This is a genomic window from Ferrovibrio sp. GW821-FHT12D07 (assembly GCF_058807275.1).
The window spans coordinates 489,443-507,036 of the sequence record NZ_JBXAQN010000002.1; the positions used below are offsets into that span (position 1 = coordinate 489,443).

A 17,594-nucleotide genomic window follows, 5' to 3' on the forward strand; every position below is an offset into this window, starting at 1 on the left:
ATCCGATCTCGGACTGCGGCTGGCGGACCCGCCCGCCAGTTGCGATTCCGACGCCATCGCCTATAGTCCGGGCCATGGATATCCAGCTCTACAACACCCTCACCCGGCAGAAAGAAGCTTTTGCGCCGCGCGATCCGCAGCGGGTGACCATGTATGTCTGCGGGCCGACGGTTTACAACTTCGCCCACATCGGCAATGCCCGTCCGGTCGTGGTGTTCGACACCCTGTATCGCCTGCTCAAGACGGCCTACCCGCAGGTCGTCTATGTCCGCAACGTCACCGACGTGGACGACAAGATCAATGCCGCCGCCAAGGCCGAAGGCGTGCCGATCGGCACCATCACCGAGCGCTATCACAGCATCTACAGCGCCGACATGGCTGCGCTGGGCGCCCTGCCTCCAGTGATCGAACCGAAAGTCACCCAGCACATCCCGGCCATCGTCAGCATGATCGAGCGCCTGGTCGCCAACGGCCATGCCTATGCTGCTGAGGGCCATGTGTTGTTCAACGTTCCGTCCTATGCCGATTATGGCAAGCTGTCGGGCCGTAACCGTGACGATATGATCGCCGGCGCCCGCGTCGACGTGGCGCCCTACAAGCGCGATGCCGCCGACTTCGTACTGTGGAAGCCATCGCCGCCCGACCTGCCCGGTTGGGACAGTCCCTGGGGCCGCGGCCGGCCCGGCTGGCATATCGAATGCTCGGCCATGATCGAGCAGAATCTGGGCCGCGAGACCATCGACATCCATGGCGGCGGCCACGACCTGATCTTCCCGCACCATGAAAACGAAATCGCACAAAGCACCTGCGCCCATGGCGGTGCACTGTTTTCCCGCTACTGGCTGCATAACGGGTTCGTGAATATCGAATCCGAGAAGATGTCCAAATCGATCGGCAATGTTCTGCTGGTGCATGAGCTGCTGAAGCATGCGCCGGGTGAAGCGATCCGTCTGGCGCTGCTGTCAGCCCATTACCGCCAGCCACTCGACTGGACCGAAGCTGGTCTGCGCGAAGCCAGAGCGCAGCTCGATCGCCTCTATCGCGCCATCGACGGCTTGAAGGATGCCCCGGCGGGGACCACTGTCGCGCCGGCGAGTTTCATGGCGGCGCTGGCCGATGACATCAACACGCCGAAGGCGCTGGCCGAACTGCACCAGCTTGCCAACGCCGCCAACAAGGCCACCGATCCGGCCGAACGCAGCCGGCTGAAAGGCGAAATCCTGGCTTGCGGCGCATTGATGGGTCTGCTGCAGCAAGATCCGGCAGCCTGGCTGAAAGGTGACGTGGCCGCCGATGTGGATGTGGCCGAGATTGAAAATATGATCGCCGCCCGCAAGGACGCCCGCGCCCGCAAGGACTGGGCAGAATCAGACCGCATCCGCGATGCGCTGGCCGCCAAGGGAATCCTGCTGGAAGACAAGGCCGGCCAGACAACCTGGCGCGTTGCCTCCTGAGGATATGGGATGAGTGAGTCGGTTCAGCAGGTTCAGGATCAGATCATCGAGGATTTCAGCCTCTTCGATGACTGGATGGACCGTTATCGCTTCCTGATTGATCTGGGCCGCGCCCTGCCGCCCTACCCCGACGAACTGCGCACGGATGCATGGCGCGTGAAGGGTTGCATCAACCGCGCCTGGCTGCATGGCGAGGCGCGAGCTGGCCGCGTCTATTACCAGGCCAGCAGCGAGTCCGAGATCGTGGCCGGGCTGATCGCGCTGCTGCTGAAGGTCTACTCCGGCCGGACACCGCAGGAGATCGTGGATAACCCACCCGACTTCCTGCAGAAGATCGGCGTGTGGGAAAACATCACCTCGAACCGGATCAACGGCCTGAACGGCATGATCGGACTGATCCAGTCCGTGGCGAAGGCTGAGCTGAAAACGGCTTAAAGCTTCCGGGCCGCCTCGATCTGGTCGATGGCCTTCACCACCGCTTCAAACGGCAGCAGCACGGCATTGTGACGGGCCTTGTGCTCGCGCACCGGCACCAACACTTCCAGGTCGGCAAAAGTCCCTGCGGCAAACTCCGCCCCCGGCGGCGGGCCGTTTTCCTTCAGCATCACCCGCATCACCTCGGCCAACCGGCGCAGCGTCGCGACATCCTGGCCGACGATATGCTGCCCTAGGATACTGGCAGCAGCCTGCCCCAGGGCACAGGCCCGGACCTGCTGGCCATAGGCCGCCACCCGGCCATCCGGGGTCAGGCCGAGGTCGACGGTAATCCGGCTGCCGCAGAGCGGGCTATGGTGGGTGACAGTCGCATCGGGGGCGTCCAGACGGGCGGTTTGGCCGATATGTGCCGCAAAATTAAGGATTTTCTCGTTATACAGGGCGTTCAGCATGGCACTATCTGGCTTCCCGGCAGGCTCCCGGGCCGGTCGGCTTGATGCCCCGGCCACCCAACGATATATAACGGCCATTCTTTGAAGAGCAATCCGGCGCCCGCCCCCGGGCCGGCGCCCCGCAGGAGCTAAGCCCGTGTTCGCCAAGCGCGTCTCTATTGAGCAGGTTGAAGAAGGCAATGATCTGGCGCCGAAATTCGACGCCGACGGCCTGATCGCCTGCGTGACCACCGCCGCCGAAAGCGGCGAGGTGCTGATGCTCGGTTACATGAACGCCGAGGCCCTGCAGAAGACCATCGAGACCGGCGAGGCGCATTACTACAGCCGCAGCCGCAAGGTGCTGTGGCACAAGGGCGCCACCTCGGGCCTGGTGCAGAAGGTGGTCGAGATGCGGATCGACGACGATCAGGATGCCGTCTGGCTGCGCGTGCAGATTCCGGGCGATGCGTCCTGCCATGTCGGCTACCGCTCCTGCTTCTACCGTTCGGTCCCGACTGGCCAGACCGGCGACAAGGTCGAATTGACCTTCGAAGAGAAGGAAAAGATCTTCGATCCGAAGGCCGTCTACGGCGACGCGCCGAACCCGACCATCCTCTGACGCATCAGAGACCGAGCGCGGCGTAAGGGTAAAACCGCGCCGTCTCACCCGGCTCCATCCGCAGCTGCTCTTCCGGAAGTTCCAGCAGGCCGTCGGTACGCGTCAGCGACGTGATGACACCGGCACCATCGACGGTATATTTCTCCGCCCGCCAGCCCCCCTTACCGTCATCGCTTAACGACACTCGCACCCATTCGCGACGGTCAGCTTTCTTCTTGTAGGAAAAACCGGCCGTCACCGGGAAGCTGCGCAGCGGCAGCGGCGCCATGCCGCCCAGACGCTGCAGCAGCGGTCGGGCGAAAAAGCCAAATGTCAGCATCGCCGCCACCGGATTGCCCGGCAGGCCGAAGAACGGCACGCCGGCAATCTGGCCCAGCGCCACCGGCCGGCCCGGCTTGATGGCCAGACGCCAGAAATGCAGGCTGCCATTGGCCTCGATGGCGGCTTTCACATGATCCTCGTCGCCGGTCGATACGCCGCCGGAACTGATCACAGCGTCATGGCTCGTGGCTGCTGCAGCGAAGGTTTTCGCCAAATGGTCGCGGCGATCAGGCTGGATGCCAAGGTCGGTGACCGCGCAGCCAATGCCCGCCAGCAGAGCCGCCAGCAGCGGCCGGTTCGCATCGTAAATGCCGCCGGGCGGCAACATGCCGCCGGCTTCATGCACTTCGTCGCCGGTCGACATCAAGGCGACGCGCAGCGGGCGATGCACCGGCAAGGCGGCATGGCCGGCAGCCGCAGCCAACGCCAGATCGGCCGCCGAAAGCCGGCAGCCGGCCGACAGCAGCGACTCACCGGTCTTCACATCCTCACCGGCCAACCGGCGATTAGCACCGCGCTTGATGCCCGGCTTGATCACCACCGCATCGCCGTCCATGACGCAGTCTTCCTGCATCATCACGGTATCGGGGCCAGACGGCATCACTGCGCCGGTCAGCACGCGCACGGCATTGCCGCGCGGCTGCGGCCCATCAAATGGATGGCCGGCTGCGGCACGACCAATCACCGGCAGGCGCGTCTCGCCATCCGTGGCGAGGTCGTCATGATAAACCGCGTAACCGTCGACGGCGGAATTGTCGCCCGGTGGCACCGAGACTTTTGCGCTCAGGTCAGCGGCCAGGACACGGCCATGACAGGCGGCAAGCGGCAGGGTTTCAACAGGTGTAACCGGCGTCAGGCGCTGCAGTAGTTCGGCCAGCGCCGCATCCAGGCGGGTCAGTGCACCGCCATGGGCGAAGCAGTCGTCACTCAGCTGCGCCACGGCGCGCCTCGGTGGTTTTAGCCGCCAGCCAGGCAAGGATGAAATCCGCGATTTGTGCCGGGCGATTGGCATCCAGCAGCGGCACGGCCAAATCGGCAATCGGCGCATCGCTGGCCACGGCGATGATGCTGGGATCTTCAGGCTGCAGCATCGGCTTCCCAACCGATTTGCGCCAGACCTCGATCTTCAGGTGATCCGATTTCTTGAAACCCTCCACCAGCACCAGATCGACCGGGGTGAGCTTCGCGACCAAATCTTCCAGCGACGGTTCCGGTGCGCCGCGCAGCTCATGCATCAGGGCAAAACGGTTGGCCGAACTGATCAGCACTTCGCTGGCACCAGCCTGCCGGTGGCGATACGAATCCTTGCCCGGCTGATCGACATCGAATTCATGATGTGCATGCTTGATGGTCGAGACCTTCACGCCACGCGCCACCAGCAACGGAATCAGGTCGGCCAGCAGCGTGGTCTTGCCAGCGCCGCTCCAGCCGGAGATGCCCAGAATTTTCATGCCCGGGCCTTCATGACGGCTTTTTTCCGCTCGCCCTCAATTCGGCGGCGGCGCGCTCAACCAAGTAATCCTCGGTGGTACGCACATCCGGCCGCGGCGCGCCGGCATAGGGATCAATCTTGGACTGGCTCTGCACAATGATGCGGCAATCGCCGCACATGCGCACGCGCTCAATCGTGTCCTTGTTGTACATCCAGTGCTTGCCCTCAAGCTGGGCGGCAATGCGCTCGATGGTGGACTTGGTGCCGAAGGGCTTGGCGCAGCGAATGCAGTGGAAGGGCTCTTCTTCCTTGATCAGGCGCTGCTGCACGGCAGCGGCGGTGAAATTCACGCGCGGCTCCAACGTGATCACCTTTTCAGGGCAGGTGTTCTTGCACAGGCCACATTGCACGCAGGCGTCTTCGGTGAAACTCAGGCGCGGCCGTTCCGGATCGTCGCTCAGCGCCCCGGTCGGGCAGGCCGAGACACAAGCCAGACAGAGCGTACAACCCTCGACATTGATCTGCAGATTGCCGAACGGCGCGCCGGGTGCCAGCGCCACGGTATCTACCGGCTGCGGCGCCACCTTGTGCAGATGGCGGAAAGCCAGACGCGACAGATCGCGATTGCGGCCCATGGGCAGATAGCTGGCGCCGCTCGGTCCCTCGCGGCGCGGCAGGGCAGTCATCGCGGCCGCCAGCTGGTCCGGGTCATCGGTCTCGATCAGGCCGACGCGGCCGCCTTCATAACCCAGACCGACCAGCACGCTTTCGCTGAGCGCCATCTGCCCGGCCAGACCACCAAGGTCTTCGCGCTGCTTTGCCGGTGCGAGAACGCGGATATCGGCGGCGCCATAGGCGAAAGCCGAGGCAAAGAAGGCCACGTTGCATTCGCTGATCGCATGAACGGCAAAGGGCAGGACCCGGGCCGGCAGGCCATCGCCATGCCGCGCCAGCGCATCGATCAGCGGCGCGCCGTGTTTTGCATCATGCAGCAGAACCACCGCCTGACGGCCGCCGGCCTCACGATAAGCCAGCAGCAACGCGCGCAGCTGTTCGGTCAGATTGGCAGCCGGCGGCAGGCGGTAATCAGCCGCACCGGTGGGGCAAACCGCGCCGCAGTTACCACAGCCGCCGCAAATATAGGGATCGATGGCGACATGATCGCCGGCCGGGGTGATGGCGCCTGTGGGGCAGACATCGAGGCAGCGCGTGCAGCCGGTCTTTTTCGAGCGCGAATGGGCGCAGAGTTCGGCATGGAAGTCGACATAGAGCGGCTTTTCGAAGCTGCCGGTCATGTCGCTGGCTTCGAACAGCAGACGCTGCACGGCGGCGGCATCGTTGGGATCGGCGCGGAAATAGCCGTCGCGCTTTTCATGCGCCGAGAACAGCGGCATGCCGCCGGTCAGGTCGATGATGATGTCGCAGGTGGAACTGGCGCCATTGCGCGGCGCCCCGAACGTCAGGCTCTTCCGCGAAGACGGCAGTGGCAGAGCGTAATTGTCGATCACCAGTTCGAAATTGCCCAGATAGCCGCGCGCGCCTGCGATATGGCCCTGCACGATGGGCAGGTCCATCACCGGCTGGCCGGGCACATCCTTCGGCCGGTCAAGCATGATGGTGACATCGAGGCGGTCGCTGATCTGGCGGGCAGCGGCAACGGCGCGCTCGTCGCGGCCGTAGATCAGCGCCACACCCTGTGAATTCATGGTGACGGCCGGGATGGCAGGCATCGGCACGGCCGCAGCCGCAATCAGAGCAGCGATCTTCGGCGTGGCGGCAGAGGCTTCAGAGGACCAGCCTGCGGTCTCGCGGATATTGACATAGGAAACCGGCGTCTGGCTGCCCGCCTCTTCGCGCTGCTCGTCGAACAGCGGGCTTTCCTGGGTGCATGCCACCGTCAGCGGCTCACCGGCCTTCAGCGCATCCTGGAAGCGCTTCAGCTCGGCCCGGCAAAGCTGGGTCGCAACGTCTTCGGTGCTGCCGGCGGAAGCGCCGCAGGCCTTGGCCAGTGCGGCGCCGTCCAGCGGCATCGTACCTTCGCAGTTGCACACAAGGACGCGTTTGCCGTCCACACGCATCGACCGTTTTCCCACCCGGTTCTTTGGTAAATCAATCAATCCAACTATAGTGTTGAGAGCACAGGAAAACCAGCCGGAGAGCCCGTTTGCGCATCGTCCTTCTGCTGTTGAGTCTCAGCCTCACAACCCTTACCACCACCGCGTCAGCACAGAGCAATCCCGGTGCAAATGCCGACCTGGAACCGCCGAGCCTGGAGCGTGGCGCTGAACTCTGGGGCAAATGCCGCGCCTGCCATACCGTGGCAGCCGGTGGTCGCAATCTGGTCGGGCCGCGCCTGCACGGGGTGTTCGGCCGCAAGGCCGGCAGTGTGGCCGACTATCGCTATTCCGAGGTCATGAAACAGTCCGCCGTGGTCTGGACCGAGGCCACCATGGACGCCTATCTGGCGGCCACCCAGGACTTCATGCCGGGCAACAAAATGTATGGCGGACTGGCCATTGCCCAGGACCGCGTCGACCTGATCGCCTGGTTGAAACGGGAAGCGGCAAAATAGCCGAAAATCCTTCCCTTTTACCCAAAAAATCCCTTATAATTCAGGATGATACTTCGTTTCTGGAAGGAAGCCCCATGAAGCCCTTTATCGCTGGCATCATTGCCGCCCTGATCATCGCCATCGGCTCGGCCATGATCCTGCAGATGATCAACAAGCCGGCTGATGTCGCCTTCAGCACCGAAGGCGCGCGCGTCACCCACGAAGCGCATCAGAACTGAGCTACAGGTTTACTTTGGCGCTGGAACCGGCTGGCCGGTTTCCAGCGACCAGAGCTTGATCACCGTATCGTAGCCGCCCGAGACGGCACGCTTGCCATCGGGCAGGAATGCCACGGACCAGACCGGCTTTTCATGACCCGCAAACTGTTTCAGCTGGCGACTTTCCTTCAGATCCCACAACCGCATCAGCTTGTCGCCACCGCCTGACAATGCGTGACGGCCATCCTTCGATATCGCGATCGATGTGATGAACATGCCGTGGCCGGCAAGGCTGCCGGCTTCGCGCAGGTTGACGAGGTCCCAGCGCTTGATCGCGCCATCGGTACTGCCGGTCAGCGCCATCTTGCCATCGGGCGACACGGCAACCGCATTCACGCTGCTCTGATGGCCGGTCAGCACGGCCAGCTCCCTGCCGCTTGCGACCCCCCACAGCCGCACGGTCTGATCATAGGAAACCGAAACAAGCTGTTTATCATCCATGGCAAACGCTACCTGCATGACATTCGCTTCATGGCCATCGAAGCTGCGCTGCAGCTTCATGGTGCCCAGATTCCAAAGCTTGACCGTACGATCCCAGCTGGCTGTAGCAAGCCAGCGTCCATCCTTGCTGAGACTCATGCCGGCAATGTTGTTCACATGACCGGTCAACCGACCGACTTCCTTGCCCGTCGCAAGGTCCCATCGAATGACCGTATGATCCCAGCTGGCTGAAAGTCCACTCTTGCCATCGGGCAGGAAGATCACGGCGTTGACGCTGGCCGTATGGCCGTCAAAGACCTTGAGCTCTTTCTGGCTCGCGATATCCCAGAGCCGCATGGTGTAGTCCCAGCTGGCCGAGAGCAGCGTCTTTCCATCGGTCGAGACCGCCACGCCATTCACCATCGCGCCGTGGCCTTCCATATCGGCCTTTACGGGAGAGGTATGCAGAACGCCGCCGCATATCGCGGCCGTAAAAATTACAAATCGCCAAGAATTCATCGGGCTACCCTTTGCAACTTTGCCTCTGCTGCGGCGTTTATCATGACGGTGCGCTGCATCATTGCAAGTGCGGCCTGCCCCGGTGCATCCGCAAGGTTTGCATGACCACCGTTACAGCCGCCCCCCGGGGCCTCGTGCATGATACTGCCGCCCCCCCCGCCAGCGCCCTAAATGAGGCTGGCAACCCCAGACTGGCAATCAACAATGGAGTGAATGATGGGTGCCCCCTTTACCATGAAACCCCTCCCCTATGCCGAGGATGCTCTGGTGCCGGTGATCAAGGCGGAGACCATCGGCTTCCACTACGGCAAACATCACACCACCTACCTCAATACCCTGAACAAACTGCTCGCCGACGACCCACTGAAGGACAAGAGCCTAGTCGACATCATCAAAGCCACACATGGAAAGGCCGACAAGGCCACGATCTTCAATAATGCCGCGCAGGTCTGGAACCATGATTTCTACTGGGACAGTCTGACCCCCAAAGGTGGCGGCAAACCGTCGGGCCGCATCGCCGATATGATCAAGGACAGCTTTGGCGACTATGACAAGTTCAAGAGCGAATTCGCCAATACCGGCGTGACGCAGTTCGGCTCCGGCTGGGCATGGCTCTGCCTGGAGGGCGGCAAGCTGGTGTTCAAGAGAACCGGCAATGCGGAAAACCCGCTGACCATGAGCGGCGTGACGCCGCTGCTCACTCTCGATGTGTGGGAGCATGCCTATTATCTGGATTACCAGAACCGGCGGCCGGACCACCTGAACGCCGCCATCGACAAGCTGCTGAATTGGGAATTCGCCGAAAAGAATCTCGGCTGAGCCAGCCCTTCCCACGGCAAAGAAAAAGGACGGTGGAAAATCCACCGCCCTTTTTTTGTATCCGGATAAACCGGCGATCAGTCGTCGCCGCCGACCCGCGGCTGCGCCGTCACTTCCTTGGCCCAGAGGCTGTGATGCTCCTTGGCCCAGTTGGTGTCGACCTGACCGCTGCCCATAGCATCGAACGCGCCTTCCATGCCGACAGTGCCGATGTAGATATGGGCGAGGATCACCGCGACCATGAGAATGCCGGCAATGGCATGCACCAGCTGCGCGATCTGCATGCCGGCGATGTCGGTGACATAGAACGGGAACATCAGAATGTAGCCGCTGACAGCCAGCGCAGCCGAGCCCAGTACCACCGACCAGAAAATGATCTTCTGGCCGCCGTTGAACTTGCCGGCCGGCGGATGCACGCCCTTCTTCAGGATTCCACCGCCCTGGCGGAACCACTCCATGTCGATGGCATTGAAGATGTTGTGGCGAATCCACATCACCGCCATCAGGAAGACGCCGAGCACAAACGGGAAGCTGAGGAAGTTATGCGACAGCTTGCCGAAAGCCGACAGGCTGGTGAAGACTTCCGGTCCAATCATCGGCAGCAGCAAGCTGCGGCCAAAGGACAGGTTGAGGCCGCTCAGTCCCAGGATGACGAAGCAGATCGCCGTCAGCCAGTGCGAGAAACGCTCGACCGCCGAGAAACGCTCGACCGTGCGACCCGACATGCCATGCTCGACCTTGATGCGGCCGCGGATGGCGAGGAAGGCGGCCAGCGCGATCACGGTGATGGCCAGAACCCAGCCGCCGATCGACTTCACCGGCCCCTGCGAGGCCTGACGCCAGTCGCGGCCTTCGGGCTGGATCAGCACGCCCGACTTGGCATCGGGGATCGACACACGGCCAGCCACCGGACCCTTGAGCTGCTGCATCAGCAGTGCGTCATCGGCCGGAGCCGCAGTCTGCTGCGCCGAAACCGGCGCAGCGAAGGCAAGCATGAGGCCAAAAGCCAGGGCCGCCCAGAGGGTGCGCTTGGAATGCGGAATGCGCATCTTGTTTCTCCTATCTGACGCGATCAGGCCGAAGTGCCAGTCTTGTAGGCCGTCGACCAGCCCCAGGCACCGGAACCGTAACCACGGCGGGTCACGCGCTCCTTGTAGATCTGGGCGATCACGTCGCCGTCGCCGGCGAGCAATGCCTTGGTCGAGCACATTTCGGCGCACATCGGCAGCTTGCCTTCCGACAGGCGGTTGGCCCCGTATTTGGCATACTCTTCCTTGGTGTTGTCGGCTTCCGGGCCGCCAGCGCAGAAGGTGCACTTGTCCATCTTGCCGCGACTGCCGAAGTTGCCGACCTGCGGATACTGCGGCGCGCCGAAGGGGCAGGCATAGAAGCAGTAGCCGCAGCCGATGCAGAGGTCCTTCGAATGCAGGACCACGCCGTCATCGGTCTTGTAGAAGCAGTCGACCGGGCAGACAGCCATGCAGGGTGCATCTTCACAATGCATGCAGGCCATCGAGATAGAACGCTCACCCTTGGCGCCGTCATTCAGCGTGACGACGCGGCGGCGATTGATGCCCCAGGGAACTTCGTTCTCGTTCTTGCAGGCGGTGACGCAGGCGTTGCACTCGATGCAGCGCTCGGAGTCGCAGAGGAATTTCATACGGGCCATGGTGTGTTCTCCCTAACCGTCGCTCAGGCCGCTTCGATGCGGCAAAGCGTGGCCTTATTCTCATGCATGTGGGTGACCGGGTCGTAGCCGTAAGTGGTCACGCCATTGACGGACTCACCCAGCACGATCGGGTCAGCGCCCGGCGGATAGTTCTTGCGCTGATCCACACCCTGCCAGAAGCCGGAGAAGTGGAACGGCAAGAAGACTACACCCTTGCCGACGCGCGGTGTCACCATCGCCTTGACCTTCGCCTTGGCATTGGCCTCCGGGCCGTAGACCCAGACATTCTGACCTTCCTTGATGCCTAGACGGGTCGCGTCTTCCGGGTTGATCTCGACGAACATGTTCTGCTGCAACTCGGCCAGCCACTTGTTCGAGCGGGTTTCCTCGCCGCCACCTTCGTATTCCACGAGGCGGCCCGAAGTCAGGATCATCGGGAAGTCCTTGCTGACATCCTTGTCCTGCAAGCTCTTGCCCAGATGCGGCAGACGGTAGTCGCGACGATCGGCCATGGCCGGATACTTGGCGACCAGGTCGCGGCGCGAGCTATAGATCGGCTCGCGATGCACCGGGATCGGGTCCGGCAGGCCGAAGGCATTGGCGCGAGCCTTGGCATTGCCCATCGCCTGCACGCCGTGGGCCATGCAGACGCGGATGATGCCGCAGCTATAGTCAATCGCCCAACCGACCGCGTCGGGATTGTTGCCGCCGATCTTCTCGATCGTGGCCCGTTCGGTTTCAGTCAGTTCCTTGTCCCAGCCCATCTTCTTGAGCAGGCCGTAAGTGAACTCGGGGTGACCATCCTGGATTTCCGAATCCTTCGGGAAGGAACCGTCGGCCAGCAGCGAGACGCCGTTGCGTTCGACACCGAAGCGGGCACGGAAGGCACCGCCGCCATCCTTGACCGGCAGACTGGTATTGTAGAGCACATGGGTGCCCGGATGCTTCATCTCCGGCGTACCCCAGCAGGGCCAGGGCAGACCGTAGAATTCACCCTTGAGCGGACCCTTGGTGGCGCGCAGCGAGACGATGTCGAAATCGCCCTGATTAGCCATGTGCTCCTTCAGGCGTTCCGGCGACTGGCCTGAATAGCCGATCGACACGGTACCCAGATTGAACTCGCGGGTGATGTCCTCGACATTTGGCTCATCGCCCTCGTCGATCTTGATCTTCTTGAACATCTCCTGCTCGAAGCCGAGCTTCTTGGCCAGCTTGTAGAGAATCCAGTGATCGGGCTTGGACTCGAAGACCGGCGGCACGATCTGCTCGCCCCACTGCAGCGAACGGTTCGACGCGGTGCGTGAACCGCGGGTCTCCAGCTGGGTGCAGGCCGGCAACAGGTAGGTACCGTTCTTGCGATCAGGTAGCGCAGCAGCCGTGGTCGGATGCGGGTCGACCACGACCATCAGCTCGACCTTTTCCATGCCGGTACGCATCTCGGGCATGCGCGGCACGGTGTTGCCGCCATGGCCCCAGAAGAACATCGCTTTCACGTTGTCCTGCTGCTCCAGATCCTTCTTGTCGACCAGCACGGCGTCGAACCAGCGGGTCGACGGAATGCCCTTGGTCTCCATCATCTTCTTGTCCTGGAAGCGACCGAGCATCCAGTTGTAGTCGACATCCCAGACGCGGCACCAATGCTTCCAGGCGCCTTCCACCAGGCCGTAATAGGCCGGCAGCGTCGTCACATCGAGGCCCAGATCGGTGCAGCCCTGCACGTTGCAATGGCCGCGGAAGATGTTGGCGCCGCCGCCTTCCACGCCGATGTTGCCCAACGCGAGCTGCAGGATCGACAGAGCGCGTACGTTGGCGGTGCCGACAGTATGCTGGGTGACGCCCATGCACCAGATCAGGGTGCCGGGACGGTTCTTGGCCATCAGTTCGGCAACCCGCTTCATCTGCTCGCCGGGAACGCCGGTGACCTTTTCCGTCTCCTCGGGCGTCCACTTCTCCACTTCGGCGCGGATGTCATCCATGCCATAGACGCGCTGGCGGATGTATTCCTTGTCCTCCCAGCCATTCTGGAAGATGTGCCAGAGCAGGCCGTAGATCACCGGAATGTCGGTGCCGGGACGGATGCGCATGTATTCGGTGGCGTGGGCCGCCGTGCGGGTGAAGCGCGGGTCGATAACGACCAGCGGAGCGCGGTTCTTTTCCTTGCCGCGCAGCACATGCTGCAGTGACACCGGATGCGCCTCAGCCGGATTGCCGCCCATGATGACGATGCACTTGGAATTGTGGATGTCATTATAGGAGTTGGTCATCGCACCGTAGCCCCAGGTATTGGCGACGCCGGCAACGGTGGTCGAGTGGCAGATACGGGCCTGGTGGTCGATGTTGTTGGTGCCCCAGAAGGCCGCGAACTTGCGGAACAGGTAGCCGCCTTCGTTGGAGAACTTGGCCGAACCGAGCCAGTAGACCGATTCAGGGCCCGACTTCTGGCGAATCTCCATCAGCTTGTCGCCGATCTCGTTGAACGCGACATCCCAGCTGATGCGGGTCCACTTTCCGTCAACCAGCTTCATCGGATATTTCAGGCGACGATCGCCGTGAGTCAGTTCGCGGATCGCGGCGCCCTTCGCGCAGTGGGTGCCCAGATTGATCGGGCTGTCCCAGCTCGGCTCCTGGCCGACCCAGACACCGTTCTCGACTTCCGCCGTGACGGTGCAGCCGACCGAGCAGTGGGTGCAGATGTTTTTCTTGCGGACGATGTTGCCGCCGGTGGCCGAGGGCATGGCCTTGGCCTGCTTGACCATCGCAGGCGACAGCGCCGATACGGCAGCCAGTCCGCCAGCGGCGAGGCCAGAGGCCTTCAGGAAGCCGCGGCGATCCATGGTCTGCAGCGCGGCACCGGCGAGAATGCCGGACAGTTTCGCCCGTGGGGCGGTGCCGGCAGTGGAGCTCTTCTTGATCAACATGGGGGTGTCTCCGTCAATTCAATATCGTGCTGGTCGCCGGGCTCAGAGCCGGTTGCTGTCGTAGTAGCGCTTCACGTGCTCGGTTTCCTTGTAGCGCTGCTTTTTGCGGGTCTCGGCATTCTCCGGCGCGGCTTCAGCCTTGGTGGCGACAACCGTGGTCACGGCTGCCGCAGCGGCGACACCGGCACCCGCGCCGGCGCTGCGCAGAAAGCTGCGGCGATCCATCTGATCCTTCTTGTCGGTCTTACTCATGGGCTGGTCCTCCGTAACGACGTTTCAGGCCGGCTGCTCACGCAGCCAGGGCAAAGGCCTGGGTTTCAATGGACATGAACAATCGGCCGGCAGTGCCGAGCGGCTGGTAGAGCTTGGCGCTGGGCGTTTGCTCCAGATCGGTGAAGAAGCGTTCGCCCCAGGGGGCCAGATGCTGCCGGAACAGGCGCTCCTGCGTATTGAGTTCGGCCGGGCCGCGGCCTTCGCCACCCTGGATCAGCATGGCCATCAGTTCGCACAGCGCGCCCATATGGTCTTCGGGCTCGGCTACATGATCGGCGCGGGCATATCCGAGCCGTTCCATGTCGGTGCGCAGCTTGGCCAGCGGACGCTCGTAGAGGAAACCTGTGCGGTAGAAAGAGGCATATGGCACCAGTTCGCCGCGCGGCAGACCGATGAACAGAACGTCGTATTCTTCCTGCGCGCGTTCCAGCGACGTGCCACGGGCACGTTCAGCCAATTGCACCAGTGCAGCGCCCATCGGCGTGTCATCGCCCTTGAGCTGGCCCAGCGCGGTCAGCAGCGCGGTATCGGGACGACGCGCCAGGCCACGGCCCAGCAGCGCGTAAATCTGCGCGCGCCACAAATCCTCTTCCGGAATGACCGGCGCGGCGCCATCGGCTTTTGCATCGGGATAGAGATCGGGGCGGAGCGCGTGGCGGGTGATTTCACCGCCAGTGGCCTTCTCGATGGCCAACACAAACTCGCCCGGCACATGCGCAGCCTTGTTGAGCCAGTGCCATACATTGGCCTGCTTCACACCCAGCAATCGTGCCAGCTGTGTCTGGCCGCCGACGATGGCGATGGCTTTCGTCAGTGCTTCGGTCACGAATCCCTCTTCCCAGGAGTTAACCTACAAAAACCTTTGTTGGCCGCCAACCGAAATCGCAGTAAGACACTGAAATATATAGTGTTTTGCTGCACATGCGAAATTTTGAGACCGCCTCTCAATAGCAAGATGTTTATGCGATTTTTATGCTTATTTTGCAGGTATTAACCCCCTGCCAACCTGTTTCCAGCACATAAGAGACAGGTGAATTTTTCAGTCTGGTCGAGGAAAGCCGCGTCATGCCGCATGACACCCCGTTGATCACCATGCTGGCGCTGGCTTTCGTGATCGCTTTCGCCTTCGGCATGATTGCCCAGAAATTCCGGCTATCGCCGCTGGTGGGCTACCTTCTCGCCGGCATCGCCGTCGGGCCTTACACACCTGGATATGTCGCCGACACCGTTCTGGCACAGCAACTGGCCGAAATCGGCGTCATTCTCCTGATGTTTGGCGTTGGCCTGCATTTCTCGCCCAGCGACCTGATGCGGGTGCGCTGGATTGCCATCCCGGGCGCGCTGGCGCAAATACTGGTCGCTACCGTTCTTGGCCTGCTGGTGGCCCAGGTCTTCGGCTGGGGCTTTGGCGGCGGCCTGGTCTTCGGACTAGCGCTATCGGTTGCCAGCACTGTGGTGCTGCTGCGGGCCTTGCAGGCCCGCAATGATGTCGACAGCGATCACGGCCGGATCGCAGTGGGCTGGTTACTGGTCGAAGACATCTTCATGATCATCGCCTTGCTGCTGCTGCCCCCTTTGGCCGATGTGCTCGGCGGCCGGCCAAGCAGCAGCGGCGACAACCTCGCTCTCACCCTGCTGATGACCGCCGTGAAGGTCGTGCTGTTCGCCGCCCTCGCCCTCGTCGTCGGCAAGCGCGCCATTCCCTGGCTGCTGCAGCATGTGGCAGCCACCGGCTCTCGCGAGCTGTTCACGCTGTCTGTCTTGGCCTGCGCGCTCGGCATCGCTTTTGGTGCAGCCTTGCTGTTCGACGTGTCCTTCGCGCTGGGCGCCTTTTTCGCCGGCGTGATCATGAACGAGTCTGAACTGAGCCACGATGCGGCTCAGCGCTCGCTGCCATTCCAGGATGCGTTTGCGGTGCTGTTCTTCGTCGCCATCGGTATGCTGTTCGACCCGCATATCATCTTCGAGGCGCCGATGGCGCTGCTCGCCACGGTCCTGATCATCGTGTTTGGCAAATCAATCGCGGCGTTCCTGATCGTGCTGGCCTTCCGTCGGCCGCTGACTACCGCACTGACCGTTGCCGGCAGTCTGGCGCAGATTGGTGAGTTTTCATTCATTCTGGCAGGACTGGGCGTATCCTTCGGCCTGCTGCCGCCGGAGGGGCGTGACCTGATCCTGGCTGGCGCCTTCCTCTCGATCACTATCAATCCACTGCTGTTCCGCGCCATGGAGCCGCTGGAGGCCTGGTTGCGCGACCGCCCGGACTTATTGCGCAAACTGGGCGCGAAGGATCACGACACTCTGTAATCAGCCCGTCAGCTGGGCAGCGCCCCGCCATGCCGACGGCGCGACGGGGCCGACGCAACCGGCGCCGCTTCTTCGGCAGGCTGTGCGGTCGCAGCCGGCATCTCGATAGGCAGTTCTTCGGGTGCCGGCAATGCCGCGGGCAATTCTTCGGCTTCAGCAATCTCTGCCGACGGCAGCTCATCCTGCGGTGCCGCCTTGACCTGGCTGCCCTGGAAAACAGTCTGCAGCAGCTTGGCCACGTCGTCGGTCGGCAGCAGGTCGCCATAGCCCGGCGCCGTGAAATCCCAGTTGTACTCGACCAGTGGCTTGTAGTTCACCACGCTGGGTTCGATCAGCCATAGCTTGCGTAGTGCCTGCGCACGCAGGGCGGGTGGCACGCCTTTTTTCAGGAAAAGGCTGAAATCGCTCTCGGCAGTCAGACTCTCGATCGACGGCAGTGTTGCCGGATCAATAATCTCTTCTTCAGTCGACAGTTCGGCAGTTGCAGGCTGCTCCGGCTTCGCTTCTCGCGCCTCCGTTTTGCGGCGCGACCAGCGCGAGAGGAACCCCTGTTCGGTGTCGCTGTCCGTTTCGCCTCTGGATTCAGGTTTGTCTGGCTTACTCATCTTCCGGGACCTGTCGCAGCGGATCAGACTCGTAAAGATGCGGTCGTCGCGCCAACGCTTCCAGATCAGCGCGATCACGCTGGCGCTTGTAATGTTCCTTAGTCGGGGGATGGCGGGTCACATAACTGGTAACCCACTCCAGGATTGCTGCCGGCATGGCGACGCAATCGACAATGTCGTCGCCCGTATCGTTATGTGCATGCGCTTCACCCGGATCGACGGAGGCCCCATACAGCTCGACACCCGGCGCTGTTGCGCTGTTGCGCAGGAAAACCCAGATCGAGGGCTGAGCACTCTCGATGTTATAGGCATAGGTTTCGGACTCATGGCGGTAGAGCAAGAGCTCGGCTGAGCCCGCGTAAAACCGCTCCCAGCCCTCACCCTCACCCAGCTTGGTCCACGGCTCCGAACCCGGCACACCATCCAGAACCTGCACCGGCCGCCAGCTGTGGTCGATCCAAGGATTGTCCAGTTTGCGGCGTTCAAGGATGACGCCAATCTGGCGGGTTTCGGTCTCTGGCGGCCTGACGACACCGGTCATGG

General features: G+C 62.4%; 19 protein-coding genes. 7 read left to right on the forward strand and 12 right to left on the reverse strand.

Translation table 11 applies throughout. From position 1 onward, the window contains the following. The first annotated feature begins 74 nt into the window (after positions 1-74). Together cysS and AC1RRE_RS14190 are read left to right on the forward strand one after the other, a co-directional pair. Positions 75-1,454, forward strand: a complete 1,380-nt coding sequence (gene cysS, locus AC1RRE_RS14185) for a cysteine--tRNA ligase (protein ID WP_492981838.1) — start codon at positions 75-77, stop codon at positions 1,452-1,454. A gap of 9 nt (positions 1,455-1,463) precedes the next feature. Beyond that, positions 1,464-1,889 carry a SufE family protein gene (locus tag AC1RRE_RS14190; protein WP_492981839.1) on the forward strand — a complete coding sequence of 142 codons (426 nt, stop codon included), beginning with the start codon at positions 1,464-1,466 and terminating at the stop codon, positions 1,887-1,889. On the opposite strand, the gene AC1RRE_RS14195 is transcribed toward AC1RRE_RS14190, so the two are convergent. Next, positions 1,886-2,341, reverse strand: a complete 456-nt coding sequence (locus tag AC1RRE_RS14195; RefSeq protein ID WP_492981840.1) for an iron-sulfur cluster assembly scaffold protein — start codon at positions 2,339-2,341, stop codon at positions 1,886-1,888. The genes AC1RRE_RS14190 and AC1RRE_RS14195 overlap by 4 nt on opposite strands. 136 nt (positions 2,342-2,477) lie before the next feature. Between AC1RRE_RS14195 and hisI the strand changes: the two genes are divergently transcribed. Further along, on the forward strand, positions 2,478-2,939 hold the full coding sequence (gene hisI, locus AC1RRE_RS14200; protein ID WP_492981841.1) for a phosphoribosyl-AMP cyclohydrolase: 462 nt from the start codon (positions 2,478-2,480) through the stop codon (positions 2,937-2,939). A 4-nt stretch (positions 2,940-2,943) separates the two neighbouring features. Here hisI and AC1RRE_RS14205 read toward each other — a convergent pair whose 3' ends face one another. From AC1RRE_RS14205 to AC1RRE_RS14215, 3 genes are read right to left on the reverse strand one after another with little or no spacing between them, the layout of a single operon-like run. Beyond that, positions 2,944-4,200: a molybdopterin molybdotransferase MoeA gene (locus AC1RRE_RS14205; protein ID WP_492981842.1), complete on the reverse strand. Its 1,257-nt coding sequence runs from the start codon at positions 4,198-4,200 to the stop codon at positions 2,944-2,946. After that, positions 4,184-4,711: a molybdopterin-guanine dinucleotide biosynthesis protein B gene (gene mobB, locus AC1RRE_RS14210; RefSeq protein ID WP_492981843.1), complete on the reverse strand. Its 528-nt coding sequence runs from the start codon at positions 4,709-4,711 to the stop codon at positions 4,184-4,186. Before mobB ends, AC1RRE_RS14205 begins: the two co-directional genes overlap by 17 nt. Positions 4,712-4,721: 10 nt before the next feature. Continuing rightward, positions 4,722-6,770, reverse strand: a complete 2,049-nt coding sequence (locus AC1RRE_RS14215; protein WP_492981844.1) for a 4Fe-4S binding protein — start codon at positions 6,768-6,770, stop codon at positions 4,722-4,724. Between the two features lie 86 nt (positions 6,771-6,856). Here AC1RRE_RS14215 and AC1RRE_RS14220 point away from each other — a divergent pair, with 86 nt between their 5' ends. Beyond that, positions 6,857-7,264 carry a c-type cytochrome gene (locus tag AC1RRE_RS14220; protein ID WP_492981845.1) on the forward strand — a complete coding sequence of 136 codons (408 nt, stop codon included), beginning with the start codon at positions 6,857-6,859 and terminating at the stop codon, positions 7,262-7,264. Between the two features lie 74 nt (positions 7,265-7,338). Next, the gene (locus tag AC1RRE_RS14225) at positions 7,339-7,482 is read left to right on the forward strand and encodes a hypothetical protein (protein ID WP_492981846.1); all 144 of its coding nucleotides are present in this window, start codon (positions 7,339-7,341) and stop codon (positions 7,480-7,482) included. 9 nt (positions 7,483-7,491) lie between these two features. On the opposite strand, the gene AC1RRE_RS14230 is transcribed toward AC1RRE_RS14225, so the two are convergent. Beyond that, the gene (locus tag AC1RRE_RS14230) at positions 7,492-8,382 is read right to left on the reverse strand and encodes a WD40 repeat domain-containing protein (RefSeq protein ID WP_492981847.1); all 891 of its coding nucleotides are present in this window, start codon (positions 8,380-8,382) and stop codon (positions 7,492-7,494) included. A gap of 294 nt (positions 8,383-8,676) precedes the next feature. Here AC1RRE_RS14230 and AC1RRE_RS14235 point away from each other — a divergent pair, with 294 nt between their 5' ends. After that, entirely contained in the window at positions 8,677-9,279 is a 603-nt protein-coding gene (locus AC1RRE_RS14235; RefSeq protein ID WP_492981848.1) for a superoxide dismutase, read from the forward strand. A gap of 77 nt (positions 9,280-9,356) precedes the next feature. Here AC1RRE_RS14235 and AC1RRE_RS14240 read toward each other — a convergent pair whose 3' ends face one another. From AC1RRE_RS14240 to AC1RRE_RS14260, 5 genes are read right to left on the reverse strand one after another with little or no spacing between them, the layout of a single operon-like run. Beyond that, positions 9,357-10,328, reverse strand: a complete 972-nt coding sequence (locus tag AC1RRE_RS14240; RefSeq protein ID WP_492981849.1) for a formate dehydrogenase subunit gamma — start codon at positions 10,326-10,328, stop codon at positions 9,357-9,359. 23 nt (positions 10,329-10,351) lie between these two features. Further along, positions 10,352-10,948, reverse strand: a complete 597-nt coding sequence (fdh3B, locus tag AC1RRE_RS14245) for a formate dehydrogenase FDH3 subunit beta (RefSeq protein WP_492981850.1) — start codon at positions 10,946-10,948, stop codon at positions 10,352-10,354. A gap of 23 nt (positions 10,949-10,971) precedes the next feature. Next, entirely contained in the window at positions 10,972-13,866 is a 2,895-nt protein-coding gene (locus AC1RRE_RS14250; protein WP_492981851.1) for a formate dehydrogenase subunit alpha, read from the reverse strand. 42 nt (positions 13,867-13,908) lie between these two features. Next, complete coding sequence (locus AC1RRE_RS14255; RefSeq protein WP_492981852.1) at positions 13,909-14,118, reverse strand: twin-arginine translocation signal domain-containing protein; 210 nt, start codon at positions 14,116-14,118, stop codon at positions 13,909-13,911. 37 nt (positions 14,119-14,155) lie between these two features. Then, on the reverse strand, positions 14,156-14,965 hold the full coding sequence (locus AC1RRE_RS14260) for a molecular chaperone TorD family protein (protein ID WP_492981853.1): 810 nt from the start codon (positions 14,963-14,965) through the stop codon (positions 14,156-14,158). Positions 14,966-15,204: 239 nt separating this feature from the next. Here AC1RRE_RS14260 and AC1RRE_RS14265 point away from each other — a divergent pair, with 239 nt between their 5' ends. Next, a complete protein-coding gene (locus AC1RRE_RS14265; protein ID WP_492981854.1) occupies positions 15,205-16,446 on the forward strand; it encodes a cation:proton antiporter domain-containing protein in 1,242 nt (413 codons plus the stop codon). Positions 16,447-16,454: 8 nt separating this feature from the next. Here AC1RRE_RS14265 and AC1RRE_RS14270 read toward each other — a convergent pair whose 3' ends face one another. Further along, positions 16,455-17,129 (reverse strand): DUF3306 domain-containing protein, encoded by a 675-nt coding sequence (locus AC1RRE_RS14270; RefSeq protein ID WP_492981855.1) that lies wholly within the window; start codon positions 17,127-17,129, stop codon positions 16,455-16,457. Next, positions 17,044-17,592, reverse strand: a complete 549-nt coding sequence (locus AC1RRE_RS14275; RefSeq protein ID WP_492981856.1) for a DUF3305 domain-containing protein — start codon at positions 17,590-17,592, stop codon at positions 17,044-17,046. Before AC1RRE_RS14275 ends, AC1RRE_RS14270 begins: the two co-directional genes overlap by 86 nt. Positions 17,593-17,594: the final 2 nt, after the last annotated feature.

Bases quoted from the DNA above. Each gene is read 5' to 3' on its own strand.
- cysS (WP_492981838.1), top strand. From the start codon at position 75: ATGGATATCCAGCTCTACAACACCCTCACCCGGCAGAAAGAAGCTTTT.
- AC1RRE_RS14190 (WP_492981839.1), top strand. From the start codon at position 1,464: ATGAGTGAGTCGGTTCAGCAGGTTCAGGATCAGATCATCGAGGATTTC.
- AC1RRE_RS14195 (WP_492981840.1), bottom strand. From the start codon at position 2,341: ATGCTGAACGCCCTGTATAACGAGAAAATCCTTAATTTTGCGGCACAT.
- mobB (WP_492981843.1), bottom strand. From the start codon at position 4,711: ATGAAAATTCTGGGCATCTCCGGCTGGAGCGGCGCTGGCAAGACCACG.
- AC1RRE_RS14215 (WP_492981844.1), bottom strand. From the start codon at position 6,770: ATGCGTGTGGACGGCAAACGCGTCCTTGTGTGCAACTGCGAAGGTACG.
- AC1RRE_RS14225 (WP_492981846.1), top strand. From the start codon at position 7,339: ATGAAGCCCTTTATCGCTGGCATCATTGCCGCCCTGATCATCGCCATC.
- AC1RRE_RS14230 (WP_492981847.1), bottom strand. From the start codon at position 8,382: ATGGAAGGCCACGGCGCGATGGTGAATGGCGTGGCGGTCTCGACCGAT.
- AC1RRE_RS14235 (WP_492981848.1), top strand. From the start codon at position 8,677: ATGGGTGCCCCCTTTACCATGAAACCCCTCCCCTATGCCGAGGATGCT.
- AC1RRE_RS14240 (WP_492981849.1), bottom strand. From the start codon at position 10,328: ATGCGCATTCCGCATTCCAAGCGCACCCTCTGGGCGGCCCTGGCTTTT.
- fdh3B (WP_492981850.1), bottom strand. From the start codon at position 10,948: ATGGCCCGTATGAAATTCCTCTGCGACTCCGAGCGCTGCATCGAGTGC.
- AC1RRE_RS14250 (WP_492981851.1), bottom strand. From the start codon at position 13,866: ATGTTGATCAAGAAGAGCTCCACTGCCGGCACCGCCCCACGGGCGAAA.
- AC1RRE_RS14255 (WP_492981852.1), bottom strand. From the start codon at position 14,118: ATGAGTAAGACCGACAAGAAGGATCAGATGGATCGCCGCAGCTTTCTG.
- AC1RRE_RS14265 (WP_492981854.1), top strand. From the start codon at position 15,205: ATGCCGCATGACACCCCGTTGATCACCATGCTGGCGCTGGCTTTCGTG.
- AC1RRE_RS14275 (WP_492981856.1), bottom strand. From the start codon at position 17,592: ATGACCGGTGTCGTCAGGCCGCCAGAGACCGAAACCCGCCAGATTGGC.